We start from the raw sequence: 26,214 nt of genomic DNA on the forward strand, positions 1-26,214 counted from the left end.
GTCAGGGACCTCCCCCGCCGGGAGGTCCGCCCGGCATGCCGCGCGATGCGGTCTGCTCGCTGGCCTCGCCGGTCACGACCCGCTCGCCCGCCTCTAAGCCGGATTTGATCTCGACGGTGGTGCGATCGTTGAGGCCGGTCTTGACCTCGCGCTCGCTGACGTCGCCCGACGTGCTGAGGGTGCGCACCGTGCTGCGTCCATCGGACTTGCGCATCACGGCGAGCGCAGGGATCGTTTTCACCCGCTTGGCCTCGCCGGTGATGATGTGCACCTCCGCGGTCATGTAGGTCCGCAGCGCATAATCCTTGTTCGGGACGTTGAAGACGCCGATGTAGTAGATCGCCGTGCTGGTCGAGCTCGACGAGCTCGAGCTTGAGCTCGTCGTCGTTGAGGTCGAGGAGAAGCTGGCGTCGTTCTTGATCGACTCCGGCGCCGGCTCGATCTGCTCCAGCCGCGCCTCGTAACGATGATCCTGGTCGCCGAGGATGGTGAAGTAGAGCGATTGTCCCGGTCGGACCTTGACGATGTCGGCCTCGGAGATCTCCGCCCGCACGGTCATGGTCTCGAGCTGGCCGAGCACGACGATGGTCGGCGCGGACTGCACCGCGTTGACCGTCTGTCCCTCCTGCACGACGGTCGCGAGCACCGTGCCGTCGATCGGCGCGGTGATGCGGGTGTAGTCGAGGTTCACCCGCGCCGTCTCGACGCTGGCCTCGGCGCCGACGATCAGCGCTTCCAGCGCTGCGATCTGGGCGTGGGTCTGGCGCACGGTCGCTTCCGCGCTGTCGAAATCGCTGCGCGAGGTCGCGCGCTGCGCAAGCGTCGCCTGCTGGCGCGCAAGGTTGGCGTCGGCCAGCACCAGCGCGGCCTCTTTTTCGGCCTTCTGCGCGCGATAATTCTTCAGCGACGCTTCCGAGTTGCGCAGATCGTTCTGCTTGGTGACGGGGTCGATCTGGGCGATGACGTCGCCGGCCTTGACCGTGTCGCCGACGCGCACGTTGAGCGCGGTGATCCGGCCGGACACCTGCGCGCCGACGGCGGTCAGCCGCGCCGGCTTCAGCGTGCCGCTGGCGAGCACCTCCTCGCGGAGGTCGCTGACCGCGACCTGCGCGGTGATGTAGGATTGCGCCTTGCTCGACGTCCCCGGCGAACGCGTCGCCAGCACCATGCCGGTCGCGACCACGGCGACCACCGCGGCCGCGATCTTCACGCGCTTGACGGTGATGATCCCAGTCACTTCTGCGCCTCCCGGACGTGAGGTCCCGTATTGGTATCGACGATAACAGGCGTCGACACGTCCACCGGATCGGCCCAGCCGCCGCCGAGCGCCTTTGCCAGCGAAATGTAATCCTTGGCCGCCGACACCTTGCTCTGGATCAGCGAATCCTCGGCCGAATAGAGCGAGCGTTCGGCGTCGAGCACGTCGATGAAGCTGGCGCTGCCGGTCTCGAACAGCGATCGCGACAGCTTTGCGGCCTCGCGGTAGTTCTTCGCCGCTTCGGTCAGCTTGGTCGCGCGCACGCGCTCCTGTGACAGCGACACCAGCGCGTTCTCGACATCTTCGAGCGCGGTGAGCAGGGTCGAATGGAACGTCGCGAACGCCTGGTCGCGTTGCGCTTCCGCGATCTTGACCGTGGCCAGACGCTTGCCCGCATCGAACACCGGCACGGTGACGGAAGGGCCGACCGACCAGCTCACGCTGGAATACTTCGCGAGATCGCCGGCGCGCAGCGCGGAGGTGCCGACCGAGCCGGTCAAGGACACCGCCGGATAGCGATCGGCTTCGGCCGCGCCGATCTTGGCAGTGGCCTGCGCCAGCTTGCGCTCGGCGCTGGCGACGTCGGGACGGCTCATCAGGAGATCGGCGGGCAGGCCAGTCGGCAGCGGCATGCGCGGTGCCGGCACGGGCGCGGACCGCGCCATCAGCGTCGCGACGGCATCCGGCGGCCGCCCGAGCAGGATGCCGAGCCGGTGGATGTCGGCTGCAAGCGCGGCCTGATAGGTCGGAACGTTGGCCTCGGTGCTCGCGGCCTGTGCGGTGGCCTTGGCGAGATCGACGGCGTTGCCGCTGCCGGCCTCGTATTTGCTGCGGGTGAGCTTTTCGGTGTCGCGCTGGGAGACCGACGTGCGCTGCGCCAGCGCGATCCGGGCCTGATGGCCGCGTGCCTCGACGTAATAGGCGGCGACGTCGCCGATCAGCGTGACGAGGCTGTCGCGCAGATCCTCCTCGGCCGATTGCGCGCCGCGCACCGCCGCCTCGATGCTCCGCTGCGTACCACCGAACAGGTCGAGCTCCCAGCTGGAATCGAAGCTCGCCTGGTGCAGCGTGTAGGGCGCGCTGTCGACGACGGCTGATGCGGAGCCCGAGCTGGTCTTGTTGTCGGTCACCGAGGCCGAGCCGCTGACCGACGGAAACAGGCCGGCGCTGGTCTGCTGCACCGTTGCCCGCGCCTCGCGCACCACCGCCTTCGCCTTGGCGACATCGGGGTTGGCCTCCACGGCCTGTTCGATCAGGCGGTTGAGCAAGGGATCGCGCAGGCGCAGCCACCAGCGATCGAGCGTGCCTGCGCCGCGCCGCGAAGCGGTCTTGGTGCTCCAGTGCGACGGCAGGTCGAGCCTGGGCGGGCCGGCATAGTCCGGCCCGACCGCACAGCCCGCCAATGAGCCGATCAGCGCCAGCGCGAGACAAGCCGATCCGCCACGGGACAGAACTTCGCGCAGCGGAAGGGGCGTCGGATGACGGTTCTCCTTTGCGGAAGGCACGGGGATTTCGACGGACGAGTGTGACGGCATCAAATCGGCTGAGATTCATTGGCATCGCCCGGGAAGGAGGAGGGCGCTCACGGCCCTCGGAGAGGCAGGACGAGGCGGGAACCACTAGCCTAGGGATCGTGGCCTTTCGGCAGCCCGAATGTTGCTGAATGTAAACAGATGTTGCGTGGCATCTCGGCGGCTGCGAGAGGGGGCGGCCAGGGGCGACATCGGTCCTGTTTCGCAGCCGAGTCAAGGGCTGCCGGCGAAAAGATTCCGCTTTACCGAAATTCGGATTTGTCGTATGTTTCGCCCATCCCGGCTCATCCTTGAGGGGCGATCATGTGGTCGTCATTTTCGCGAGCCGGTCTGCGGTGGACGCGGCAGCGTCGGGCGCGAGAGGTTAGGGCAGGGCGGATTGCTCTCCGTGAGCCCAAAACTTCGTGCGGACGAACGGCGCTGACAGGTTGGTCTCGTCTGTAAGTTTTCGGCTCCGTCGACGGAGCTGGGAATACTGCGGCGAAATGGCGGGCCGCGCGTACGGCAAAATCGTGTGGTCCTGGCCGTCGTTGCTACGGTCAAGCTCTTGCGGAGGCGGTGATCGCGTCAACCGGCGCGGTGCTGGTGAATTTCGCGGGAGTGAGGGAGGCCAGAAGGAATTCGGCTCCCAGGAGAGCGCGGCATAAGCCGTCCGACCATCGCGCAGGGAAGGCCGAGTGTTAGGCTTCACCTGTATGCTGCTGTGCGGTTCCTTTGCGCTACATCTTCGCGCAGCGGACCGCGGGTGCGAGGTCAGCACCTGGCCTTCCCTGCGCCCTCTTGGATCGAGAGGGCGGCGAGACGAAGCAAAGCTCGGGTGGATCAGCCGCGAGGATACGAAGACGTGTCTGCGACACATACTCACTGTCATCGCCCGCGAAGGCGGGCGATCCAGATTCCAGAGGCTGTTGTGGTTAAGCCGAGAAGCTGCGGCGTACTGGATTCCCCGCCTTCGCGGGGAATGACAGCGGTATTTGGAGGACGAAGCCGTGCCTCATACTCCGTCATTGCGATCGCAGCGAAGCAATCCAGAATCCCTCCGCGGAAAGACTCTGGATTGCTTCGCTGCGCTCGCAATGACGAGATTGAGGAGGCTGCGTGCCACAAGTGCGGAATTGTAGGGTGGGCAAAGGCGCAAAGCGCCGTGCCCACCAGTGATGATTGGTGGGCACGCTTCGCTTTGCCCACCCTACGGCACTTGCCGAATTGAGCTACCACCGATAGCTCAACGTCCCGATCACCTGACGCCGTGCGCTGGCGTAGCAATAGCCGGACTGGCAGGTGTCATACTTCTTGTCGAACAGGTTGGTGGCGTTCACGCGCATGTAGGCGCCGCGAAAACTCCGGTCGAGCTTGCCGAGATCGTAGTCGACCACGGCGTCGAACAACGTGACAGCGGCATTCTCGAAAGTATTCTGGTCGTTGCCGAAGTTCGCGCCGATATAGCGCAGGCCGAGGCCAAGTCCCAGTCCTTCCACCGGTGTGCCGGACTGGAACGTGTACTTGCCAAACGCCGCGAACGAGTCTCTCGGGATGCCGGAATACTCATGGCCCGTCGTATCGGAATTGCCCCGCGTGATCACGACGTTGAGATGGGTGTAGGCCGCGGTGAGGTCGAAGCTGGGTGTGAGCGCCAGCTTGGCCTCGAGCTCGAGCCCCTTCGATTCGATCTGTCCGGTGGCCGCCAAGACTGCGATGTTGTCGGGGTTGGTGCGCAGGACATTGTCCTGCTTGATGTCGAACACGGCGGCGGTGAGCAGCAGCGGAACGTTCGGCATCTGATACTTGACGCCGACTTCCGATTGCTCCCCGGTGGTCGGCTTGAAGGCGGCTCCCGTCACGTCGACGCCCGTCTGCGGGCTGAACGAGGTGGCGTAGCTGACATAGGGTGCAACGCCGTTGTCGAACACATAGCTCAGGCCCGCGCGGCCGGTGAAGGCCGACGGCTTCTGGGTGTCCGGGGTCCCGTCCAGCGTCGTCGTCGTGCTCTGCGAGACCCAGCTCTGGCGGCCATTGAGCGTCAGGATGAATCCGCCGAGCCTGGCCTGCTCCTGCGCGTAGACTCCGATCTCGTTGGTCGACTGCTTGGTGAAAATCGAGAATGCCGGCGTGGCGATCGCCTGCGTGCCGTAGTTCATGGTCGCAAGATTGAGATCGGGCGCCGGGCCGTACCCGATCTTGTCGTCGTAACGGGAATTGCTGTAGTCGACGCCGAACAGGACGGTGTTCTTGACCGCGCCGAGCATGAACTTGGCCTCGGCCTGGTTGTCGAGCGTGGCGGTCTTGAAATTGTCGAGAATTCGCCAGGCCGAACGCGTCGCGGTCTGGGTCGCGAAGTCGAGATTATCGATCTGGGTGTATTTCGCGTCGGTGTTGACCTGATAGAACCGGAAATTCTGCCGGACGGTCCAAGTGTCGTTGACGTTGTGCACGAACGCGTAGCCGACGCGGAACTGCTTCTGGTCCATCGCGCTGAACGCCGGATCGTTCGAGTAGATGTTGGTCAGCTTGCCATCCACCGTGCGCGCGTTGCCGATGCTCGCAGCGGTGCGGCTGGTCTGATACTCACTGAGGATCGTGAAGGTCGTATCGAGGTTCGGTTTCCAGGTCAGGGCAGGCGCGATATAGGCGCGGTCGTCGTCATTGCCGGGAAACCAGGTTTTTGCGTCGCGCAGCAGGCCCGTCAGCCGGTAATACAACTGATCGCTGCCGGGGACCGGGCCGCCGACGTCGAAGGCGCCCTGGTAGCGATCGTAATTGCCGGCCTGCAATTGCACCTCGCCGAACGCCGTCTGCGGCGGCCGCTTCGTCGTGACGTCGACGATGCCGCCTGGGGAGCCGAGGCCATAAAGGCCGGAGGCCGGGCCGCGGAGGATAGATACGCGCTCGATTCCATAGGGCTCGATCTTGGGAATGGCGAAATTGCCGCCGCCTTGCCGCAGGCCGTCGCGATAGATGCCGGTATAGGTCACGTCGAAGCCGCGGATGGAAAAGGCGTCGAAGCGCGGATCGTAACCGAATGCCGTGGTCGTGACGCCGGGTGTGTAGTTCACGGCGTCCTTGAGCGTCTGAACGTTGCGATCTTCGAGCTCCTTCTTGGTCACGACGGAGAGGGATTGCGGCGTCTCGATCAGCGGCGTGTTGGTCTTTGTGCCGGCGGTGCCGCTGGTCGCGACGTAGCCGGTCGTCGTACCGGCCGCGCCTCCAGCCGCCTGCGGTGCGCGATTCTGATCGGCTGCCAAATTGCCGCGCCGATTCGTCGTGGCCGCGCGTTGCGACCGCGCGCGCTGATTGGACGCGGTGCTGTTGCGCGTCTTCGGCGCGCTCGGCGCTTCGACGCTGACCGGTGGCAGGTTGCTGCTCTGGGCCTGTGCCCGGGAAGCCAAGACGTCAACAGACACGAAAACGATCGAACCGAACATCGTGGCGTTGATCGCTGCTGCGCTTCCAAACCAACGAAGTTTCCTCTCCGACAAAGCAACGCCCACCAATGATGATCCCCAATTTCGCCGAACTGAATCACGCGAACGCGCGCAGCTGCGTGCTGATGCGCGTCGAGCGATGCGGACTTCTATGGGTGAAGCGATCGGAATTCCACACGCGCAAAATAGAATTGCTTGAAGCTGCGATGAGCGGATTTGGAATGGTTCGAGATGAATGTGGAGAACATGAAATCGCGTGCGGCAGATGCGCGCACGCGCACGTCATCTCCGCTCGTGCGCGATTGCCAGCGGACGACCGACGCAATACTGATGGAAGCAACGCATTGACTGTCGTTTCGCTCATCGAGACGATGAGCAGAGTTTTCGCAAGCCGGTCACCACGAGATCGGGATTCTCGGTACGAATCCGCCCAGATCCGAGTCGGGGCTCAGCGGCTGGCGATCGAGCGGCCGGTTGTTGTTCTCGCGTGCGAACGAGATGCCGGGCGGCAAGGCGTAGTCGCTGAACTTGCGCTCGCCGGGGAGCAACTCGGTCCCTCCATCGAGCCAGGACCGCTTGCTGAGATAGATGCGCGTGTGCGGGCCGGACTGATAGGAGTGGTTGGGGCCGCGTGGACCGTACTCATAGACCGCATTTTGTGTCGTCTGTCGTTGATCGCGCTTGCCGGTCGTCCCGGCATGAGCGGCCAAGGTCGAGGCGAGGAGGGCGACCAGCACCGCTCTGGTCATGACAAACGCGTTCATCGACGAATACCCATGCAAGTTCCTGATGTCGTCGCCTCTCGCACCGGCTTAAGCCTCTGTAAAGAATCCGGGCGTTGCGCGATGTTGCTGAAGGCCTGCATGGGCAAGCCGTATGCGCAGCGGGCTCCATGCCATTCAGTCACCGCCGCAGGCCCGCGCGATCGTCACGGCTGCTGCGTTTTGCGTGCTGATCCGCCAATCAAATTGAACGACCGGAAACAATGCAGAAATCACAAAGCCACACCGCGGCCACAGCCGTCTCGTTTCAGAGCAGGCTAGGTGCTCTTGAGGTGTGGAATGTCGTTTTTGCGGCCCTGGCTGATCGCGGTGGTGATGTGCGGTGTATCGATTGCGAGTTCGGGTCCTGTCGCGCTGTTGCCGCAGCCGGCGGCCGCACAGGCGGTGGAGACGATCGTCGTCGAGGGCAATCGCCGCGTCGAGGCCGAGACCGTGCGCTCCTATTTTAGGCCCGGCCCGGGCGGGCGCCTTGACCAGCCGGCGATCGACGACGGCCTCAAGGCGTTGATCGCGACAGGTTTGTTCCAGGACGTGAAGATCAACCAGGCCGGCGGTCGCATCGTCGTGTCGGTGGTCGAGAATGCCGTGATCGGGCGCATCGCCTTCGAGGGCAACAAGAAGATCAAGGACGAGCAGCTCTCGGCCGAGATCCAGTCCAAGGCGCGCGGGACCTTCTCGCGGGCGCTGGTGCAGTCCGACACGCTGCGAATCGCCGAGATCTACCGCCGTTCGGGCCGCTACGACGTGCGCGTCACACCCGAGATCATCGAGCAGCCGAGCAACCGCGTCGATCTCATCTTTACGATCGTGGAAGGCGTCAAAACCGGAGTGAGGTCGGTCGAGTTCATCGGCAACAGCGCCTACTCGGCCGCGCGCCTGCGCGACGTGATCAAGACGCATGAGAGCAATCTGCTCAGCTTCCTCGGCAACAACGACATCTACGACCCCGACCGCATCGAGGCCGATCGCGACCTGATCCGCCGGTTCTATCTCAAGAACGGCTTCGCCGACGCCCAGGTCGTGGCCGCGCTCACCGAATATGATCCGGAGAAGAAGGGTTTCAACGTCACCTTCAAGATCGAGGAGGGCCAGCAGTATCGCGTCGGTTCGGTCGATTTCCGCTCCAGCATCGCCAATTTCGACGCGAGCGCGATGCGCTCCTATTCACGCGTCGGTGTCGGCTCGCTCTACAACGTCGAATCGGTCGAGAAGTCGACCGAGGAGATGCAGATCGAGGCCTCGCGTCGCGGCTACGCCTTCGCCGTGGTGCGGCCGAGCGGCGACCGCAACTTCGAGGCGCACACCGTGTCCGTCGTGTTCAACATCGACGAAGGCCCGCGCTCCTATATCGAGCGCATCAATCTGCGCGGCAATACGCGCACGCGGGACTACGTCATCCGCCGCGAGTTCGACATCGCGGAAGGAGATGCCTACAACCGCGCGCTGGTCGACCGTGCCGAGCGCCGGCTGAAGAATCTCGACTATTTCAAGAGCGTCAAGATCGTCACCGAGCCGGGCTCCTCCAGCGACCGCGTCATCCTGGTCGTCGACATGGAAGAGAAATCGACCGGCGACTTCTCGATCTCCGGCGGCTATTCCACGACCGACGGCGCGCTCGCCGAAGTCTCGGTCTCCGAGCGCAACCTGCTCGGCAAGGGCCTCTACGCCAAGGCATCCGTCAGCTACGGCCAGTACTCGCGCGGCATCTCGCTGTCCTTCGTCGAGCCATATCTGCTCGATTACCGGCTGGCGCTTGGATTCGACACCTACTGGCGCCAGCAATTGTCGAACAGCTATACGAGCTACGGCGTGACGACGCTGGGCTTCTCGCCGCGCCTGGGCTTTGCGTTGCGCGAGGATCTCTCGCTCCAGCTCCGCTATTCGCTCTATCAGCAGAGCATCACGCTCGCCAGCGCGTACAATAACTGTAACAACAACGCGTCGAATACGTCGCTCGCCTACAACCCGACGCCGGCCTACATCAAGAATGTTCTGGGCGGCGTGGACCCGACCAATGCCACGGATTCCGGCGTCTATGGCTATGGCTGCTACGGCGGCGGCGAGTCGAGCCTGCCGGTCCGGAAAGAGCTGGCGAACGGCGCGACCTGGACGTCGGCGCTCGGCTACACGCTGAACTACAACACGCTCGACAACACCAAGAACCCCACGGACGGCTTGCTGATCGACTTCCGCCAGGATTTCGCCGGTGTCGGCGGCGACGTCACCTATCTCAAGACTGCGGTGGACACCAAATACTACACGCCGCTGGTGTCCGAGATCGTCAACGTGATCCACCTGCAGGGCGGCATCCTCAACAAGATCGGCAACAACGATCTGCGCATGCTCGATCATTTCCAGATGGGCCCGAACCTCGTGCGCGGCTTCGCCTCCAACGGCATCGGCCCGCGCGACATCACCTACTATAATTACGGCTCCAACGGTGATGCGCTCGGCGGCACGAAATATTGGGGCGCGTCCATGGAATTGCAGATGCCATTCTGGTTCCTGCCGAAGGAGGTCGGTCTGAAGGGCGCGGTCTATGCCGATGCCGGTTCGCTCTGGGGCTACCAGGGGCCGACGTCGTGGACGGCCACCGGCGAGGTCAACACCAAGGCCTGTCCGACCTGCGGGCTGCAATATGACGACGGCAACGTGGTGCGCTCCTCGGTCGGCGTCGGCCTGATCTGGGCCTCGCCGTTCGGACCGCTGCGCTTCGACTACGCCGTACCGATCACGAAGGGCAAATACGACATTGTCCAGGAGTTCAGGTTCGGAGGCGGCACCTCCTTCTAGGTCGCGGCGCTGCGGCGGGGAGTCTCGGCATCCGTCGTGCATTTGTGAAAATCTGTGATAGGGCCGGTGCGCGAGTGCGTGGACAGCCCTTGGCGAATGTCCGATAATGTGTCCTGCAAATTGTGGGCCCTGGGGCCTGCACTTGAGCTTCCGCAGAAGGACGATCCCGATGACACAGGCTGGCGCCTACGGGCAGAGGCTTGGGCAGTTCCTGCGCTTGAAGGACGCGCCGCCCGCGCTGGTGGCGCGCTCGCTGCGTAGTGCCGAGCTGGCAGTCACCGAGACCCGGAACGACCATCCGGAGCGCGGCCTGTCCGGCTCGCTGGCCGCGGAGGACGCCTTCCTGGTCAGCCTGAAGCTGCACGATTACCTGGATTGCGAGCTCTGGGAGCGCGGCAAATCCGTCATGAGGGCGGACGTTCGCGCCGGTACGACCTATCTTTATGACCTCAAGCGCGATCCGCGCTACGTCATCGACAAGCCGTTCCACTCGCTGTTCTTCTATATTCCACGCTCGGCACTCGACAGCATCGCCGAACAGAGTCAGGTGCCTCGGGTCGATGATCTCGACTGCCAGGTCGGTGTCGGCCATGATGACGGAATCATCCGCCACATCGGCGCGTCGCTGCAGGAAGGGCTGCGCAGGCCGGACGAGGCCAATCAGCTCTTCATCGACCACATGATGCTCGGGCTCACCGCCCATGTCGCCCAGACTTATGGCGGGCTGCAGCGTAAGTCCGCGCCCGCGCGCGGCGGTCTTGCACCCTGGCAGGCGAAGCGCGCGTGCGAGCGGCTGGAGTCGGATCTCGGCGGCAAGCTCTCGCTGCAGAAGGTTGCGGCCGAGCTCGATCTCTCGGTCAGCCACTTCTCGCGCGCGTTCCGCATCTCCGTCGGCATGCCGCCGCACCAATGGCTGCTGCATCAGCGCGTGAAGGCGGCCAAGCAATTGATGGGCGTCCGCGACCTGCCGCTGTCGGAGATCGCGATGTCGGCCGGCTTCGCCAACCAGAGCCACTTCACGCGCGTATTCTCCTCGATCGCCGGGGTCAGCCCGGCCGTGTGGCGTCGCGAGGCGCTCGGTGCTTCCAGCGGCGAGGCGTGAAGCCGGACGCCTGCGTCGTCAGCGGCGTTTCGCGAGAGAGATGGTGTAGGCGGCGCGCCGCGCGGCAAAGATCTCGTCCGGCGGGTGACCGATGCCGTCGGCGAGATTGGCCGGATTGAAGATGGAGGCGTCGCAGGCCTGATCCGGTTCGAAGCCCGTGATCACGATCGTGCCGAGCCGCACCTCCTCGCGATGATCCTCATCCGGCCAGCGTATGGTCACGTCCATGGTCGGATCGCCCGGGCGGTCGAGCAGCGCCATGACGTTGAAGCGGACATTGCCTGTAGCGATCCGCGCACCCAGATCGTCGCGCAGGAAATCGGCCGGCTTCGTTCTGGCCTCGTCCGCGTTGAGCGTGATCTCGCCGCCGGCCGGAACGACCTTGAATTTGATGAAGCGCGTCTCATTCGCGACATTCGTCGCAGGAAAGGAATGCACGCCCCAATAGGTGGTGCCGGCAAGGCTTCCGGGCAGCGGACGCACGGCGATGTAGTTCGCCTGATTGAGCGTCTCAGGATTGGCCGCCGAGAAAGCCTTGACCTTGGCCATATCAGGTTTGCCGTCCGACCCCGGCCTGCGTGCCTCGAGGAAGGCCAGCATCTGGTCGAGCGTTCGCGCAAAATGCACGGGCGCGCTCTCCACCAGGATATCCGAGCGGTGATCGTCGTCGCCGAGCTTGAAGCTGAAGCCGCGCAGCACCAGATTGTTGGTATCGGCGACGGCAGGGTTACCGCCGCCGACCGAGAAGCGTGCCAGCACGCGCGATGGCCTTGTGAAGCTCTGCGATCGCGTGACTTCGCCTGCCCGGTCCGACGGAGTGTAGGTGCCGCGAACGCACCAGCCCTTGGCAAAGCTGGCGCGGACCTTCGGCGGATTGCCGGCGACGGCCTTCAGGGCGTCGACGATGGAGGCGGGCGTTGCGGCGGGGACGTTGGACATGTGAGCCTTCTCGCGTGGGGCGGGCAGGCTAGGCGTTGTGCGAACCGGCGTCTTTCCCAAAGCGATCGGGCCTTGCATGATCCTGCTCAAGGCGCGTTCAAGGTGGAACGAATGTGATTGGTTGCCGTCCTGTCGGCGCGATGCGGAGGACCGCGTCCGGCTAAGCGCTCAGGATGCGCCGGCAGGCATCGACGAAGACCTGCGCGCCGGTGACGATATCGACGTCTGCGGTATTCTCGGTCCAGTGATGGCTGATGCCACCGATCGACGGCACGAACAGCATGCCGGCCGGCATGACGGTCGCGAGCATCTGCGCATCGTGGCCGGCGCCGCTGGGCATGCGGATGGATCGGCCGCCGGCAACCGCCTTGCTCGCAGCTTCGATCGCGTCCTGAAAGCCCGCGTTCATCATCGCCGGTGCGCCGGTGCGAATCTTCTCCACGGTGACGGTGCAGGGGCCCTTCGCACTGGCCTCGTTCGCCATCGTGCGCAGCAGTTCCTCCAGCCGTGCGATGACGGCGGGATTGTCATCGCGGATCTGGAACAGCATCTCAGCGCCGCCCGGAATGATGCTCGGCGCGCCCGGCTCGAGCGTGATGCGGCCGGTCGTCCAGACCGTGCGCGGACCGCATGCGGCCGGGAAACGTTCGTCGATCGCGACGCAGAATTTTGCCAGCGCGAGGCCGGCATCCTTGCGCACGGCCATGCGCGTGGTGCCGGCGTGGTTCTGCTCGCCGCTGAAATTGATCCGGTATTGCCAGATGCCCACGATCGAGGTCACGACGCCAACCGCAAGATGACTGCTTTCGAGCGTGTCGCCTTGCTCGATATGCGCCTCCAGATACCCGACGTGTCGGCTCGGCTCGACAGCGACACGTGCGCGCCCCGAGAGACCCATCTCGGCGAGGGCATCGCGCATGGCGCGACCACCGGTGCGATCGCGCGCGGCGTCGATTTCATCCTCCGTCACTTGCCCCACATAGGAGCGCGAGCCGAGGAAGCTGCCGAAATGTCCTTCCTCGTCGCACCAGGCGGCGACTTCGACGGCGCCCTTCACGGAGGGGTCGGCATTGAGCACGCGGGCGGCTTCAAGCGCATAGATGACGCCGAGCGGGCCATCGAGCCAGCCGGCGTAGTTCTGGCTCTCCAGATGCGAGCCGGCGAGAAGCTTCGGTCCAGCCTTCGTGCTCGTCCCCAACACATTGCCGATGCCGTCGATCGTAGCCGAGAGGCCCGCGTCGGGCAGCTTCTGAACCAGCCAGTCCAGCGATTGCCTGTGCGGCTCGGAGAAGGTCGGCTTGTGCACGCCGGTCTTGTAGGCGCCGATGGCGCGCAGTGCATTGAGATCGGCGAGGACGCGCTCGCCATTGGCGTGGGACTGAGTGTCAGGCATGTTCGGCAACCTTCAGCGCCTCGGTGCGGATCTCCTCGACCAGCCGCTCCTTGAGCTGGACGAATTCGGGCGTGGTCTTGATCTTGTACGAGCGTGGATGCGGCAGGTCCACGGTAATCTCGGCCTTGATGCGGCCGGGGCGGGCGCTCATGACGACGACGCGGCTGCCGAGGAAGATTGCCTCCTCGATGTCGTGGGTCACGAACAGCACGGTCTTCTGGTCGCGCTCCCAGATTCCGAGCAGCATTTCCTGCATCAAGGCGCGGGTCTGGTTGTCCAGCGCGCCGAAGGGCTCGTCGAGCAGCAGGATTTTTGGATCATTGGCGAGCGCACGCGCAATCGCGGTGCGCTGCTGCATGCCGCCGGAGAGCTGCTTGGGCCAGTGGTTCTCGAAGCCGGACAGTCCGACCTGGCGGATGAAGGCATCCGCGATCTTGTTTCGCTCCTGCTCGGACACGCCGCGCTCGCGCAGGCCGAAGGCGATGTTCTCGCGCACGGTCAGCCAGGGGAACAGCGTGTAGGACTGGAACACCATGCCGCGATCGGCGCCGGGGCCGGTCACCTCGCGCCCGTCGAGCGTGACGCGGCCGCCGGTCGGGCGGTCGAGGCCGGCAACGATGCGCAGCAGCGTGGACTTGCCGCAGCCGGACGGGCCGAGGATGGTGACGAAGTCGTTGTTGCCGATGGTGAGGTCGGTCGGCTCCAGCGCCCTGGTCGGCGCGTTGCCGTGGCGGGCGGGGAAGGTGCGCGAGACCTGTTCGATCTTGAGAATGGTCATGCGAGCTTCCATGGAAACAGCCAGGCGTTGAACGCCTTGAACAGGAAGTCGGAGACGAGCCCGATCAATCCGATCACGATGATGCCGAAGATGATCTGGCCGGTGTTGAGCAGCGCCTGGCTGTCGGTAATCATGTGGCCGATGCCGGACGATGAGCCGATCAGCTCGGCGACGATGACATAGGTCCAGGCCCAGCCCAGCACCAGCCGCAGGATCTCAGCGATCTCCGGCGCAGAGGAGGGAAGCAGCACACGCCGGATGATGCCGCGGTCCTTGGCGCCCAGCGTGTAGGCCGCCTCGACCAGGTCGCGTCGCGTGGCACCGACGGTCACGGCGACCATCAGGATGACCTGGAACACCGAGCCGATGAAGATGACGAGCAGCTTTTGCATCTCGCCGATACCGGCCCAAAGAATCAACAATGGAATGAAGGCGGACGCGGGCAGATAGCGCGCGAAGGAGACGAACGGCTCAAGGAAGGCCTCGACCGGCTTGTAGGCGCCCATCAGAACACCGAGCGGCACCGCGATGATCGCCGCGAGCGCAAAGCCGCCGACGACGCGCCAGATCGTCATGCCGATGTCGAATACGAAGCCCTGCTTCGTCAGCAGCTCAAAACCTTCCTGCACCATGGTCAGCGGGTTGGCGAGAAAGGTCTTCGACACATGGCCGCCGAAGGTCGCCCAGGACCAGAGGGCAACGAAAAGCACGAAGAACGCGAGGCCAAAGGCCACGCGCTGCCTCGATGTCACGGGATCCAGGGGACGCATCAAACTGTCTATCCGGGTGGTCGGTCACGCGCCGGTCCCGCCTCGTGGCGGGACCGACAGCTCGGTGAAGCTTACTTGATGAAGCTGGCGTCGTAGAGGTCTTCGACCTTCGGCGCCGCCTTGATGATGCCGATCTCGAGCAGGAGCTCGGCAGCGTCCTTATTGAAGGTGAGGAAGTCGCCGGCAAAGAACTTCTGGTTCGCGGCCTTGTCCTGCCAGCGCAGGTACTTTGCCGAGTTGCCGAACTGCTCGCCGGTCTGCTTCACGTCCGCGCCCATGATCTCATAGGCCTTGGCCTGGTCCTTGGCGATCATGTCGAGCGCCTCGAAATAGCTGTTGGCGAGCGCCTGCGCGGCCTTCGGATTCTCGCTCAGGAATTTCGGCGTGCAGCCAAAGGTGTCCATGACGATCGGATAGTCCAGCGTGGTCGCGATGATCTTGCCCTTGTCCGGTGCGGCGCGCACGGTCGACAGATAGGGCTCGTAGGTCATCGCGGCATCGTTCTGGCCGGAGACGAAGGCTTGCGCGGCCGCAGCCGGCTCGAGATTCACGATGGTCACGTCCTTCGTGGTGAGGCCGTTCTTCTTGAGCATCCAGGCCAACGCGAAATAGGGCGACGTGCCCGGCGCGGAGGCCGCAACCGTCTTGCCCTTCAGATCCTTGATCGCGGCGACGTCGTTGCGCACGGCCATGCCGTCTGCGCCATAGCTCTTGTCGAGCTGGAAGATCTGCTTGGTGGCAACGCCATTGGCGTTCCAGGAGATCCAGGTCTCGACCGTAGTGGCCGCGCACTGGATGTCGCCCGAGGCGATGGCGAGGTGTCGGTCCTTCTGCGGGATCTTCTTGATGGTGACGTCGAGGCCGTTCTTCTTGAAGATGCCGGCTTCCTTCGCCAACGTCAGCGGCGCGAAGCCGGTCCACCCGGAGATGCCGACGCCGACCTTGACGTCGTCGGCCAGCACCGGAGTGGCAGCCGCAAGTGCAATGATTGTCGCAAAAATTGTCGAACTACGCATGATTGTCGTCCTCTTGCCGATCGATGGATTGACGTCCTGTTGATCCCTATTGGTCCACGCAGACCGTTGCCCGAAGCATTGCACGAATTGTGCCGACATTCTCCTCTCAGCCTCCCTTGAATCGGGCGACAAGGCGGTGAGAGTCACCGGGATAGAGCAGCCGCACCGCGGTGATGGTGCGCGCGCTGCGCCAGGTGTAGCGGTCGATCACGAGGCATGGCGCGCCGACGGCGATGTCGAGCGCTTCCGCCGTGCGATCATCCGCAACGATGGCGCTGATCGTATGCTCGGCCTCTGTCCATGGGACATGGTGAAGCAGCCAGGAGCCAGGCGGCTCGCGCGAAAAATCGGCGGTCGCCGCACTCGGCACGGAGGAGAGATCGATCAGCCTGTCCTCCACCGCGAAGGGCACGTTGTCGGCGCTGTGGCGGCAGGAGATCGCGACTACCTTGCCGGCCTTCTTGACACCGAGACGGTCGCGGTCGGCAGCGGTCGCCGCGCGCAGCTTGCGGCCGATCAGCTCGTAGCCGTAAGCGCGGCCGAGCGCAGTAATCTCGGCGCGGATGTCGGCGATCTTGAGCACGGCCGACTGATGCTGAGGCGGGCGCACGAACGAGCCGGCGCGTCGCCGCCGTTCGATCAGGTCGGCCTGCGCCAGCTCCGACAGCGCCTTGTTGACGGTCATGCGCGAGCAGCCGTAGCGCGCGACCAGCTCGTGCTCGAACGGAATGCGATGCCCGGGCGGCCACTCGCCGGTCAGGATGCGCTTCTCGATATCGGCGCGGATGCGCTTGTAGAGCGTCGGCTGGTCGGCTGCGTCTGCGGTGAGGCTCATGCAACGAGCCTCCGCACCGCGGCGTTGAAGCGTTCGCGCGCTCGCTGGCCCAGTCGATGCCGCCCGCCTTCGACCACCTTGTTGCCGCCGGCCCAGACGCAATCGATCGCAGCGCCGCCCGCGGCAAAGATCCAGCCGTCGATGACAGCGTCGCGCGTACGCCCTGCGAGCGATGGATGTGCGGCGTCGAGCGTGACGATGTCGGCGCGCGTGCCGGGTGCGAGGCCGACGGTCGGCTGCGCCAGCGCCCGCGCTCCGCCGGCAAGCGCATCATCGAACAGCGAGCGCCCGGTGGAGCGACCCGCGCCGCCGGAGAGGACGTTGCGCTGGCGGTGCTTGAGCCGCTGACCGTATTCGAGCTGGCGCAATTCGTCGGCGGCGCCGATCAGCACGTTGGAATCGGTGCCGACACCGAAGAGGCCGCCCGCGTCGAGAAACTCGCGTGCCGCAAAAATGCCGTCGCCGAGGCTTGCTTCCGTGATCGGGCAGAGGCCAGCGACCGCGCCGGTCTTCGCGAATGCCGTCACTTCCTCAGTCGTCATGTGGGTCGCATGAATGAGACACCAGCGCTGATCGACGGGGGCGTGTTCCAGCAGCCATTGCACCGGGCGCCGGCCCGACCAGGCCAGGCAATCCTCGACTTCCTTCACCTGCTCGGCTGCATGAATGTGTATGGGCCCGCCCTCAGCGAACGGAATGATCGCGGTCAGTTCGTCCGGCGTCACCGCGCGCAAACTATGCGGCGCGATGCCGATATTGGCGCCCGGCAAGCTCGCGATGGCCTTGCGCGAGGCCTCCATCAACGCGTCGAACTGATCGACCGTGCAGATGAAGCGGCGCTGGCCGGCATGCGGCGCTGCGCCACCAAAAGAGCCATGCGCATAAAAACTCGGCAGCAGCGTGAGCGCAATGCCGGAGGCCTCGGCGGCCTGCGCGATCCGCGCGGCCGTCTCGGCGATATCGGCATAGGGCGAACCGTCGCGATCGTGATGCAGGTAATGGAATTCGCCGACGCGGGTAAAACCCTGCTCCAGCATCTCGACATAGAGCAGCGTCGCAACGGCCGCGACGTCGTCCGGTGTCATCGCCAGCGCAAAGCGATACATCGTCTCGCGCCAGGTCCAGAAGGTGTCGGTGGACTCGCCGCGCAGTTCCGCGAGCCCCGCCATGCCGCGCTGGAACGCGTGGCTGTGCAGGCTCGCAAGCCCGGGAAGCGCGATGGCGTGGCGCTCGTCGCCGGCGGCGGGCGCCACGCCCGTCGTCACCGCCGCGATCGCGCCGGCGGTGACGACCACCTGCACGTCATTGGCCCAGCCCGAAGGCAGGAGCGCGGAAGCGAAATGCAGTCGGGACATGATGACACGCCGGCTGGACAGAACCGCCTTACGATTATATGTCTAGACATATAAGTCAAGCATCCGACGGCGAATGGATATCCGCATGGCAGAGCGCTTCGACCGGATCTGGCACAATGCCCGCCTCGCAACGATGCGGGCCGATCGTCCCGATCTCGGAGAGATCGAGCATGGTGTCATCGCCGCGCGCGGCGGCCGCATCGTCTATGCGGGCGCGCTGGCGGATTTTCCTGTTGATGCGGAGGCGATCGATCGGATCGATTGCGAGGGACGCTGGATCACGCCGGGTCTCGTCGACTGCCACACCCATCTCGTCTATGGCGGCAACCGCGCGCATGAATTCGAGCTGCGCCTGAAGGGCGCAAGCTACGAAGAGATTGCCCGCGCCGGCGGCGGCATCGTCTCGACGGTGGCGGCAACGCGCAAGGCGAGCGAAGCCGAGCTCGTCGCAGGCGCGCTGCCGCGGCTGGATACGCTGATCGGCGAAGGCGCGACCACGGTCGAGATCAAGTCCGGCTATGGCCTCGATGCCGAAACCGAGATGCGGCAGCTCGCGGCCGCGCGCAGCCTCGGTCGTCAGAGGCCGGTCACGATCCGCACCTCCTTCCTCGGCGCCCATGCGCTGCCGGTGGAGGCCGAGGGCGACAAGGATCGCTACATCGATCTGGTCTGCAAGGAGGTGCTGCCGGCGGTCGCAAAAGCTGGCCTTGCCGATGCCGTCGACGCCTTCATGGAAGGGATCGCGTTCTCGGCAGAGCAGACCGCGCGGGTCTTCGAGGCCGCGAGACGGCTCGGTCTGCCGGTGAAGCTTCATGCCGACCAGCTGTCGAATCTCGGCGGCGCTGCGCTTGCCGCAAAATACGCCGCATTGTCGGCCGATCACCTCGAGCACACGGATGAAGCCGGTGCGGCGGCGATGGCGAAAGCCGGAACGGTGGCCGTGCTGCTGCCCGGCGCCTTCTACTTCATCCGCGAGACGCAGAAGCCCCCGGTTGAGGTATTCCGCAAGCACGGCGTTCCCATGGCGCTCGCGACTGACTGCAATCCCGGCAGCTCGCCGCTGACATCGTTGCTGCTCGCGATGAACATGGGCGCAACGCTGTTCCGGATGAATGTGGCCGAGTGCCTCGCCGGCGTCACCCGTGAAGGCGCGCGTGCACTTGGCGTGCTGGATGAGACCGGCACGCTGGAAGGCGGGAAATGGTGCGATCTCGCGATTTGGGACATCGAGCGTCCCGCCGAGCTCGTTTACCGCATCGGCTTCAATCCGCTGCATCGGCGGGTATGGAGGGCGCAGTGACGGAACAGGGCGCGGTGATCGTCGTCAAGCCGGCCACAATGAGCCTCGACGACCTCGTGCGCGTGCTCGCAGGCGCCCCTGTCGTCCTCGATCCGTCGTTCTGGCCGCGTGTGGAGGCGGCTGCGCAGATCGTTGCGCGAGCCGCGCAGGCCGATGTTCCCGTCTATGGCATCAATACCGGCTTCGGGAAGCTGGCCTCGAAGCGCATTCCACCCGACCAGACCGCGCTGCTCCAGCGCAACCTCATCGTCTCGCATTGCTGTGGCGTCGGCCCGGCAACGCCGGAACCAATTGTCCGCCTGATGATGGCATTGAAAATCGTTTCGTTGGGGCGCGGTGCTTCCGGCGTGCGGCGCGCGGTGATCGAGCAATTGCAGGGCATGCTGGCGCGGGGCGTCTATCCGCTGGTGCCGCAACAGGGCTCGGTCGGCGCCTCTGGCGATCTCGCGCCGCTTGCGCATATGACCGCGGTGATGATCGGGGAGGGACAGGCGATCGTTGACGGTAAAACGGTGTCCGGCAGCGAGGCGCTCGCCGCCGCCGGTCTCGTGCCGCTGACCCTCGGGCCAAAGGAAGGCCTCGCGCTGATCAACGGCACCCAGTTCTCGACTGCCTATGCCATATCGGGCGTGCTGCGCGCATTTCGCCTCGCCCGTGCCGCGCTCGTGACGGGCGCGCTGTCGGTGGATGCGGCGATGGCCTCGACGGCGCCGTTCCGCCCGGAGATCCAGGCGTTGCGCGGTCATGCCGGGCAGATCGCGGCGGCCGCGACGCTGACCGCGCTGCTCGACGGCAGCGACATCCGCCTGTCGCATCTCGAAGGCGACGAACGCGTTCAGGATCCGTATTGCCTGCGCTGCCAGCCGCAGGTGGCCGGCGCGGCGCTCGACCTGATCACGCAGGCCGCCCGCACCCTGATCGTCGAGGCCAATGCGGTCACCGATAATCCGCTGGTACTGGTCGAGACCGGGGAGATCGTCTCCGGCGGCAATTTCCACGCCGAGCCGGTCGCCTTCGCCGCTGATGCGATCGCGCTGGCGCTTTCGGAGATCGGCGCGATCAGCGAGCGACGCATCGCGACGCTGGTCGATCCTGCGCTGAATTTCGGCCTGCCGCCGTTCCTCACCCCCGATCCCGGCCTCAATTCCGGCTTCATGATCGCCGAGGTGACGGCGGCCGCGCTCTATGCCGAGAACAAGCAGCGCGCGCTCGCATGCTCGATCGATTCGACACCGACCAGCGCCAACCAGGAAGACCACGTCTCGATGGCCGCGCATGCGGCGCGGCGCCTCTCCGACATGGCCGACAATCTCGCCGCCATTCTCGGCATCGAGCTGCTGGTGGCAGCCCAGGGCATCACGCTGCGTGCGCCGCATGCGACCAGCGCGCCGCTGGTCGCCGTCATCGCCGCGCTGCGCGAGCAGGTGCCCGCACTCGGGGCCGACCGCTACATGGCCGGCGATCTCGCCAAGGCCGCTGCGCTGATCGAAGCCGATGCGCTGCCGACCGTGGCGCTCACCAAGCTTTCAACCGATCCATTTCCGCGATTTGGCTAAAGGGTGTTCCGCATGAACCGCCGACTCGACAATGACCGCACCATTCGCGCCCCGCGCGGCAGCGACATCAGCGCCAAGAGCTGGCTGACGGAAGCGCCCTTGCGCATGCTGATGAACAATCTCGATCCTGACGTGGCGGAGCGTCCGAGCGAGCTGGTTGTCTACGGCGGTATCGGCCGCGCCGCGCGCGACTGGGAGAGCTTCGACCGGATCACGGCCGCCTTGCGCAAGCTCGAAGACGACCAGACGCTGCTGGTGCAGTCCGGCAAGCCGGTCGGCGTCTTCCGCACCCATGCCGATGCGCCGCGCGTGCTGATCGCGAACTCCAACATCGTGCCGCATTGGGCGACGCTCGATCATTTCAACGAGCTCGATCGCCAGGGCCTGATGATGTACGGCCAGATGACGGCGGGGTCGTGGATCTATATCGGCAGCCAGGGCATCGTGCAGGGCACCTACGAAACCTTCGTCGAGGTCGGCCGTCGCCATTATGGCGGCAGCCTCGCCGGCAAATGGATCCTCACCGCCGGCCTCGGCGGCATGGGCGGAGCGCAGCCGCTGGCCGCGACCATGGCCGGCGCGTCGATGCTTGCGGTCGAATGCCAGCCGAGCCGCATCGAGATGCGCTTGCGCACCGGCTATCTCGACCGACAGGCTGCAACGCTCGATGAAGCGCTCGCGATCATGGTGGACGCCGCAAAGACGAAGAAAGCTGTCTCGGTCGGCCTGCTCGGCAATGCCGCAGAGATTTTCCCGGAGCTGGTCCGGCGCGGCGTCAAGCCCGACATCGTCACCGACCAGACCAGCGCGCATGATCCGATCAACGGCTATCTGCCGAAGGGCTGGACGCTCGCCGATTGGGAAGCCAAGTGCGCCTCTGACCCAAAGGCGGTCGAGCGCGCCTCGAAGACGTCGATGGTCGAGCACGTCCAGGCCATGCTGGATTTCCACGCGCAAGGAATCCCGACGCTCGATTACGGCAACAACATCCGCCAAATGGCGCAGGACATGGGCCTGAAGAACGCCTTCGATTTCCCTGGCTTCGTTCCTGCCTATATCCGCCCCTTGTTCTGCCGCGGTGTCGGGCCGTTCCGCTGGGCCGCGCTGTCGGGCGATCCCGAGGACATCTTCAAGACCGATGCCAAGGTCAAGGAGTTGATGCCCGACGACAAGCATCTGCACAACTGGCTCGACATGGCCAAGGAGCGCATCAAGTTCCAGGGCCTGCCGGCGCGGATCTGCTGGGTCGGCCTCGGCGATCGCCATCGTCTCGGTCTTGCGTTCAACGAGATGGTGGCGCGCGGCGAGTTGAAAGCGCCGATCGTGATCGGCCGCGATCATCTCGACAGCGGCTCGGTGGCGAGCCCCAACCGCGAGACCGAGGCGATGAAGGACGGATCGGATGCGGTGTCCGACTGGCCGTTGCTCAACGCGCTGCTCAATTGCGCCAGCGGCGCGACCTGGGTCTCGCTGCATCATGGCGGTGGCGTCGGCATCGGCTATTCGCAGCACGCGGGCATGGTGATCGTCGCCGACGGCACGCCTGAGGCTGCAAAGCGCATCGAGCGCGTGCTCTGGAACGATCCGGCCAGCGGCGTCATGCGCCACGCCGATGCCGGCTACGACATCGCGATCGACTGCGCCCGCGACAAGGGGCTCGATCTGCCGAGCCTTTCGAAGTAGCCGCGCCTCAGGCTACGACCTTGGCTCCCGCGCCGCCGAGGCGCTGGCCTTCGTTCGCGAGGTAGTCGCCGATCGCGTCGCCCGGCATTGGCTTTGCGAAATAATAGCCCTGGATGAAGTCGCATCCCAGCCGCCGCAGGGTATCGAGCTGGGCGCGCGTCTCGACGCCCTCGACGACGCAGGCGATCTCCATGTCGTCGCACAGGCCCGTGAGCGACTTGATGATCTTGTGGCTCACCGGATTGTCGTTGATGTCGGCGGCGAAGCTGCGGTCGATCTTGATCTTGTCGAGCGGCAGCCGGTGCACGTGGCTCAGCGAGGAATAGCCGGTGCCGAAATCGTCCAGCGAAATGCCGCAGCCCATCGCCTTCAGCGTTGCGATCGACTGCTGTGCGCGCACGAAGTCGAAGGTAACGGCGGTCTCGGTGATCTCGAAGTCGATCCGGTGCGGCGGCAGTCCGCTCTTCTCGATGATCGAGATCAGCGGCAGGATGCCCTCGGCCGCGCAGACGTCGTGAGCGGAGAGGTTGAACGACAGGCGGATGTGGTCGGGCCAGGTCTTGGCCGCCGCGAGCGCGCGAACCAGCAGCGCCTGCGTCAGCGGCCGGATCAGGCCGATGCGCTCGGAGGCCGGGATGAAGTCGGCCGGCGACACGAGGCCAAGGCGGGAGCTGTGCCAGCGCGCCAGCACCTCGAAACCGGCGGTGTGCTCGCTCATGGCGTCCACGATCGGCTGAAACACCAGGTCCATCTCGGTGCTGAAATCGGCGGTGCGCAGCAGGTTCTCGATCACGCCGCGGCTGCGGATCTCGGCCTCGAGCTCGCTCGAGAAGATCACGGTGCGGCCGCGCAGATGGCGCTTGGCGTGATAGAGCGAATAATCGGCGCATTCGTAGAGCGCTTCGGCCGTCGTTGCCGATTGCGGGAACAGCGCAAAGCCGATCGAGCAGGACAGCCCCGTATGGGCGGTGTCGAGCTGATAGGGAAGCTTGACCTGGTCGCCGATGCGCTGGCCAAGCCGGAGCAGATCCGCATCATCGGGATCGCCGCACACGACGAGACCGAATTCGTCGCCGCCGAGCCGGGCGAATTCCACCCGCTGCGGACCAAAGCCCTCGCAGACCTCGCGGATGCGCCGGCCGGCCTCGATCAGCACGCGATCGCCGACCGAGTGACCGTAATTGTCGTTGATCGGCTTGAAGCCGTCGAGATCGATGATGCCGACCGCGACGCGAACGTTCCTGCGCTCGGCATCGGTGAAGGCACTCGACAGCTCGGCGAAGAAGCGGCGGCGGTTTGGCAGCTCGGTGAGGGAATCGAGATTGGCGAGGCGGAAATTCTCGTCCGACAGCGCTTGCGTCGCAGCCTGTTGTGCGAGCAGCGATTTGCGGCTGGCGACGAGATCGGCGAAGTCGCGATAGTAGATGACCAGCACCGTCACCATCGCGCCCGAGACGAGCAGGTTGTTGACCGCGATCGCCTTCAGCGTCGGCTCGCCGGTGGCCCAGAAAAACAGCACATAGGGCACGTCGACGACCAGCGTCACGATCAGCGCCGCGGAGCGCAGATGCATCAGCGAGAAGATGCAGCCGATCACGGTGACGGCCATGTAGAAGGCCACCTGGCTCTTGGCGAAGGGATCGCCGTAAGGGAAGAGCGCGAAGGACCAGGCGGTGAAGCCCGCGCCGATCGGCAGCGTCATCCAGTTGGTGGCGCGCAGATTGCGAAGGATGTCGGCATCACTGCGCACGAGATGACGCTGGCGCAGCCACCAGAAGGTACGCAGAGCCGCCAGCACGGTGAGCACACTCGGCACGATCATCGTCAGCCAGTCCGGCGCCACGTTCACAAAGGTGTAGGCGACGGCGATCGTATTGCTCATGAGGATGAAGTAGAGCAGCGGGATCTGCTTCGAGAAGGCGTCGAACTGCGCGCGCGTCAGGTCCGGGTTGTCGGCCGGCACGCGAAACAGCCGCGTCGCGGCGGCGATATGAGACTTCAAATTGGCGACAGGCATTGCAATACGCGCCCCGGATCCCTTCAAAACGGGAGCGATCTTGCACGGCAGGGGTAAAGGGCGCGTTAGACGGGTTCCATGCCGAAAGGCCAGCACAGGTTGCACGCGGCCGCAGGAATTTCAGGCCGCGTGCATTGGTGAGGCTGCGTTAACGATACGAGGGCGGGGGAGGCGAGCCATATCAACTGCGAAGTGCTGTAGAGCCGAGGCTACACTCTGCTAACCATGGCGCCAGCACAACGTGTTGCCGCCGCCCTCCCTCGCCGGGGAGAGGCGCGCAGCACCTGCCGGCCGCTATTTCTTCTCCAGCGCAGCGGTCTGCTTCGCGAGCTGCTTGTCGAATTCCTCGGAGAGGCTGGTTGCGTAAGTTACGAGCTCGCCCGGCTTGACGAACGGGTTCGGTGCGCCGTCCTTCATCTCCGCGCGCTTGGCCTGCATGCCATAGACTTCCGGATGCGGTCCGAGCAGCACGTCGATCTTCATCGCCTTCACCTTGTCGTAGGTCGCGCGGTAGTCATCGACGATGCCGGGATAGGTGGGCTGGCCGACCAGCCGGTTCAGCGCCACGGTGCCGCTACAGAAGAACAACACTTCGCGGTCCTCCCTGCCGTCCTTGACGGTCATCTCCCAACTGGTGCAACCCGGTGAATGGCCGGGCGTTGCATGCGCGGTGAGCGTTGTGTCGCCAAGCGTGACCTTGTCGCCTTCCTTGACGGTACGGTCGACCTTCACCGCGGGGAAGGCGAGATCCTCGTTCTTCTCGTCGCCCGGATAATAGCCGCCTTCGAGCAGCGGCTTGTCGCGCTCGCCGGCGATGAGCTGTGCGCCGGTCTCCTTCTTGATCTCGGCAAAGCCGCCGGTGTGGTCGAGATGCGCGTGCGAGTTGAGGAGGATCTTGATGTCGGCGACCTTGAAGCCGAGCTTGGCGATGTTGTCCTTGATCATGCCGGTAGACTGCGGCATCGCCGTATCCATCAGGATCAGCCCCTGCGACGTCTTGATGACGTAGACGGCAATGCCGTCGGTGCCGACATAGTAGATGTTGCCGATGAGCTGGAACGGCTCGAACGGGGCCGTCCATTTCTTCATGGCGATTGCCAGGAAATCCTTGATGGTCTGCGCCTGCGCGCCAGTCGAGAGCAGGGCCAGTGCACAAAGCGCGGCCGCGAGCCTTCTCATAGTCTGCCTCCCGCAGTGTTCTTGTCGTTTTGGTCGGGCGCGGACGTCGTGGCCCGGGCGGTGCGCAAGTTACGTCGTGGCGGGCGTTGAGGGCAACAGTCTTGTGTCCGCAAAAATGCGTAGGCCTTGCGGGAATAGCGCGGGTTTGCTGAAAGCGGAGCGGAGCCTATCGCCCGATCGTCACGCCCGCGGTCGAGCGCATGGCGTCCCGCAGGCTCGTCGCCTTCTTGTCGTCGAGGACTTCTCGCGTCAGCACGGTGGTCTGTCCGGGCGTGTTGAGGATCGTCTCGCCACGCGAGGACGAGAGCCGGTCGGCTTTGTAGCTCGCTGCGACATCGGCGGCATGCGCGGTTGGCGGCACGTGACGCGGCCGTTTGCTGGACGCTGCAAAGGCTCCTTGCGAGAAGCAGAGGGCCGCGATGACGATCAATCGCAACGATCTCGCGCGCATGCGATCTCCCATAGCCGGGGCATCAGCCTAGCATATGGCAAGCATTCTTCGGA

At 64.9% G+C, this 26,214-nt stretch carries 20 protein-coding genes; 6 read left to right on the forward strand and 14 right to left on the reverse strand.

Annotated elements, in window-relative coordinates; all coding sequences use genetic code 11:
- Nucleotide 1 precedes the first annotated feature (1 nt).
- From N2603_RS13865 to N2603_RS13875, 3 genes are all read right to left on the reverse strand, one after another.
- Nucleotides 2-1,237, reverse strand: a complete 1,236-nt coding sequence (locus tag N2603_RS13865) for an efflux RND transporter periplasmic adaptor subunit (RefSeq protein WP_260389248.1) — start codon at nt 1,235-1,237, stop codon at nt 2-4.
- Nucleotides 1,234-2,763 carry an efflux transporter outer membrane subunit gene (locus tag N2603_RS13870; protein WP_260389249.1) on the reverse strand — a complete coding sequence of 510 codons (1,530 nt, stop codon included), beginning with the start codon at nt 2,761-2,763 and terminating at the stop codon, nt 1,234-1,236. Before N2603_RS13870 ends, N2603_RS13865 begins: the two co-directional genes overlap by 4 nt.
- A 1,238-nt stretch (nt 2,764-4,001) precedes the next feature.
- Nucleotides 4,002-6,032, reverse strand: a complete 2,031-nt coding sequence (locus N2603_RS13875) for a TonB-dependent siderophore receptor (RefSeq protein ID WP_260389250.1) — start codon at nt 6,030-6,032, stop codon at nt 4,002-4,004.
- Nucleotides 6,033-6,081: 49 nt separating this feature from the next.
- On the opposite strand from N2603_RS13875, the gene N2603_RS13880 reads away from it, so the two are divergent.
- The gene (locus tag N2603_RS13880) at nt 6,082-6,411 is read left to right on the forward strand and encodes a hypothetical protein (protein ID WP_260389251.1); all 330 of its coding nucleotides are present in this window, start codon (nt 6,082-6,084) and stop codon (nt 6,409-6,411) included.
- 196 nt (nt 6,412-6,607) lie between these two features.
- On the opposite strand, the gene N2603_RS13885 is transcribed toward N2603_RS13880, so the two are convergent.
- Complete coding sequence (locus tag N2603_RS13885) at nt 6,608-6,976, reverse strand: hypothetical protein (RefSeq protein ID WP_260389252.1); 369 nt, start codon at nt 6,974-6,976, stop codon at nt 6,608-6,610.
- A gap of 297 nt (nt 6,977-7,273) precedes the next feature.
- Between N2603_RS13885 and bamA the strand changes: the two genes are divergently transcribed.
- Together bamA and N2603_RS13895 are read left to right on the forward strand one after the other, a co-directional pair.
- Nucleotides 7,274-9,787, forward strand: coding sequence for an outer membrane protein assembly factor BamA (gene bamA / locus N2603_RS13890; protein WP_260389253.1), 2,514 nt, complete (start codon nt 7,274-7,276; stop codon nt 9,785-9,787).
- Nucleotides 9,788-9,956: 169 nt separating this feature from the next.
- Nucleotides 9,957-10,889, forward strand: a complete 933-nt coding sequence (locus N2603_RS13895; RefSeq protein WP_260389254.1) for a helix-turn-helix domain-containing protein — start codon at nt 9,957-9,959, stop codon at nt 10,887-10,889.
- Between the two features lie 18 nt (nt 10,890-10,907).
- Here the strand turns inward: N2603_RS13895 and N2603_RS13900 are convergent, their stop codons facing one another.
- The 7 genes from N2603_RS13900 to N2603_RS13930 all read right to left on the reverse strand — a co-directional run bounded on the left by N2603_RS13900 (nt 10,908) and on the right by N2603_RS13930 (nt 17,975).
- Nucleotides 10,908-11,828, reverse strand: a complete 921-nt coding sequence (locus N2603_RS13900; RefSeq protein WP_260389255.1) for a catalase family peroxidase — start codon at nt 11,826-11,828, stop codon at nt 10,908-10,910.
- A gap of 160 nt (nt 11,829-11,988) precedes the next feature.
- Nucleotides 11,989-13,221: a Zn-dependent hydrolase gene (locus tag N2603_RS13905; protein ID WP_260389256.1), complete on the reverse strand. Its 1,233-nt coding sequence runs from the start codon at nt 13,219-13,221 to the stop codon at nt 11,989-11,991.
- Entirely contained in the window at nt 13,214-13,999 is a 786-nt protein-coding gene (locus N2603_RS13910; RefSeq protein WP_260389257.1) for an ABC transporter ATP-binding protein, read from the reverse strand. The genes N2603_RS13905 and N2603_RS13910 overlap by 8 nt, the downstream gene beginning before the upstream one ends.
- Nucleotides 13,996-14,769: an ABC transporter permease gene (locus N2603_RS13915; protein ID WP_260424194.1), complete on the reverse strand. Its 774-nt coding sequence runs from the start codon at nt 14,767-14,769 to the stop codon at nt 13,996-13,998. The genes N2603_RS13910 and N2603_RS13915 overlap by 4 nt, the downstream gene beginning before the upstream one ends.
- Before the next feature lie 71 nt (nt 14,770-14,840).
- Nucleotides 14,841-15,785: an ABC transporter substrate-binding protein gene (locus N2603_RS13920; protein ID WP_260389258.1), complete on the reverse strand. Its 945-nt coding sequence runs from the start codon at nt 15,783-15,785 to the stop codon at nt 14,841-14,843.
- Between the two features lie 106 nt (nt 15,786-15,891).
- Complete coding sequence (hutC, locus tag N2603_RS13925) at nt 15,892-16,620, reverse strand: histidine utilization repressor (RefSeq protein WP_260389259.1); 729 nt, start codon at nt 16,618-16,620, stop codon at nt 15,892-15,894.
- Nucleotides 16,617-17,975: a formimidoylglutamate deiminase gene (locus N2603_RS13930; RefSeq protein ID WP_260389260.1), complete on the reverse strand. Its 1,359-nt coding sequence runs from the start codon at nt 17,973-17,975 to the stop codon at nt 16,617-16,619. The genes hutC and N2603_RS13930 overlap by 4 nt, the downstream gene beginning before the upstream one ends.
- An 85-nt stretch (nt 17,976-18,060) precedes the next feature.
- Between N2603_RS13930 and hutI the strand changes: the two genes are divergently transcribed.
- The 3 genes from hutI to hutU are packed head-to-tail and all read left to right on the forward strand — an operon-like array spanning nt 18,061 to nt 22,514.
- Nucleotides 18,061-19,275, forward strand: coding sequence for an imidazolonepropionase (gene hutI, locus N2603_RS13935; RefSeq protein ID WP_260389261.1), 1,215 nt, complete (start codon nt 18,061-18,063; stop codon nt 19,273-19,275).
- Nucleotides 19,272-20,831, forward strand: coding sequence for a histidine ammonia-lyase (hutH, locus tag N2603_RS13940; protein ID WP_260389262.1), 1,560 nt, complete (start codon nt 19,272-19,274; stop codon nt 20,829-20,831). Before hutI ends, hutH begins: the two co-directional genes overlap by 4 nt.
- A 12-nt stretch (nt 20,832-20,843) precedes the next feature.
- Entirely contained in the window at nt 20,844-22,514 is a 1,671-nt protein-coding gene (gene hutU / locus N2603_RS13945) for a urocanate hydratase (protein ID WP_260389263.1), read from the forward strand.
- 7 nt (nt 22,515-22,521) lie between these two features.
- On the opposite strand, the gene N2603_RS13950 is transcribed toward hutU, so the two are convergent.
- From N2603_RS13950 to N2603_RS13960, 3 genes are all read right to left on the reverse strand, one after another.
- Nucleotides 22,522-24,531, reverse strand: coding sequence for a putative bifunctional diguanylate cyclase/phosphodiesterase (locus N2603_RS13950; protein WP_260389264.1), 2,010 nt, complete (start codon nt 24,529-24,531; stop codon nt 22,522-22,524).
- Nucleotides 24,532-24,825: 294 nt separating this feature from the next.
- Complete coding sequence (gene blaBJP / locus N2603_RS13955) at nt 24,826-25,710, reverse strand: BJP family subclass B3 metallo-beta-lactamase (RefSeq protein ID WP_260389265.1); 885 nt, start codon at nt 25,708-25,710, stop codon at nt 24,826-24,828.
- A gap of 166 nt (nt 25,711-25,876) precedes the next feature.
- Nucleotides 25,877-26,161: a TonB-dependent receptor plug domain-containing protein gene (locus N2603_RS13960; protein ID WP_260389266.1), complete on the reverse strand. Its 285-nt coding sequence runs from the start codon at nt 26,159-26,161 to the stop codon at nt 25,877-25,879.
- Nucleotides 26,162-26,214: the final 53 nt, after the last annotated feature.

The organism is Bradyrhizobium huanghuaihaiense, assembly GCF_025200885.1.
In the GTDB taxonomy this organism is placed as follows: domain Bacteria; phylum Pseudomonadota; class Alphaproteobacteria; order Rhizobiales; family Xanthobacteraceae; genus Bradyrhizobium; species Bradyrhizobium huanghuaihaiense.

Coding starts and splice junctions, on each gene's coding strand:
- N2603_RS13930 (WP_260389260.1), bottom strand. CDS start 17,975: ATGTCCCGACTGCATTTCGCTTCCGCGCTCCTGCCTTCGGGCTGGGCC.
- N2603_RS13960 (WP_260389266.1), bottom strand. CDS start 26,161: ATGCGCGCGAGATCGTTGCGATTGATCGTCATCGCGGCCCTCTGCTTC.
- hutC (WP_260389259.1), bottom strand. CDS start 16,620: ATGAGCCTCACCGCAGACGCAGCCGACCAGCCGACGCTCTACAAGCGC.
- N2603_RS13920 (WP_260389258.1), bottom strand. CDS start 15,785: ATGCGTAGTTCGACAATTTTTGCGACAATCATTGCACTTGCGGCTGCC.
- N2603_RS13900 (WP_260389255.1), bottom strand. CDS start 11,828: ATGTCCAACGTCCCCGCCGCAACGCCCGCCTCCATCGTCGACGCCCTG.
- bamA (WP_260389253.1), top strand. CDS start 7,274: ATGTCGTTTTTGCGGCCCTGGCTGATCGCGGTGGTGATGTGCGGTGTA.
- N2603_RS13950 (WP_260389264.1), bottom strand. CDS start 24,531: ATGCCTGTCGCCAATTTGAAGTCTCATATCGCCGCCGCGACGCGGCTG.
- N2603_RS13915 (WP_260424194.1), bottom strand. CDS start 14,769: ATGCGTCCCCTGGATCCCGTGACATCGAGGCAGCGCGTGGCCTTTGGC.
- hutI (WP_260389261.1), top strand. CDS start 18,061: ATGGCAGAGCGCTTCGACCGGATCTGGCACAATGCCCGCCTCGCAACG.
- blaBJP (WP_260389265.1), bottom strand. CDS start 25,710: ATGAGAAGGCTCGCGGCCGCGCTTTGTGCACTGGCCCTGCTCTCGACT.
- N2603_RS13895 (WP_260389254.1), top strand. CDS start 9,957: ATGACACAGGCTGGCGCCTACGGGCAGAGGCTTGGGCAGTTCCTGCGC.
- N2603_RS13885 (WP_260389252.1), bottom strand. CDS start 6,976: ATGAACGCGTTTGTCATGACCAGAGCGGTGCTGGTCGCCCTCCTCGCC.
- hutU (WP_260389263.1), top strand. CDS start 20,844: ATGAACCGCCGACTCGACAATGACCGCACCATTCGCGCCCCGCGCGGC.
- N2603_RS13905 (WP_260389256.1), bottom strand. CDS start 13,221: ATGCCTGACACTCAGTCCCACGCCAATGGCGAGCGCGTCCTCGCCGAT.
- N2603_RS13910 (WP_260389257.1), bottom strand. CDS start 13,999: ATGACCATTCTCAAGATCGAACAGGTCTCGCGCACCTTCCCCGCCCGC.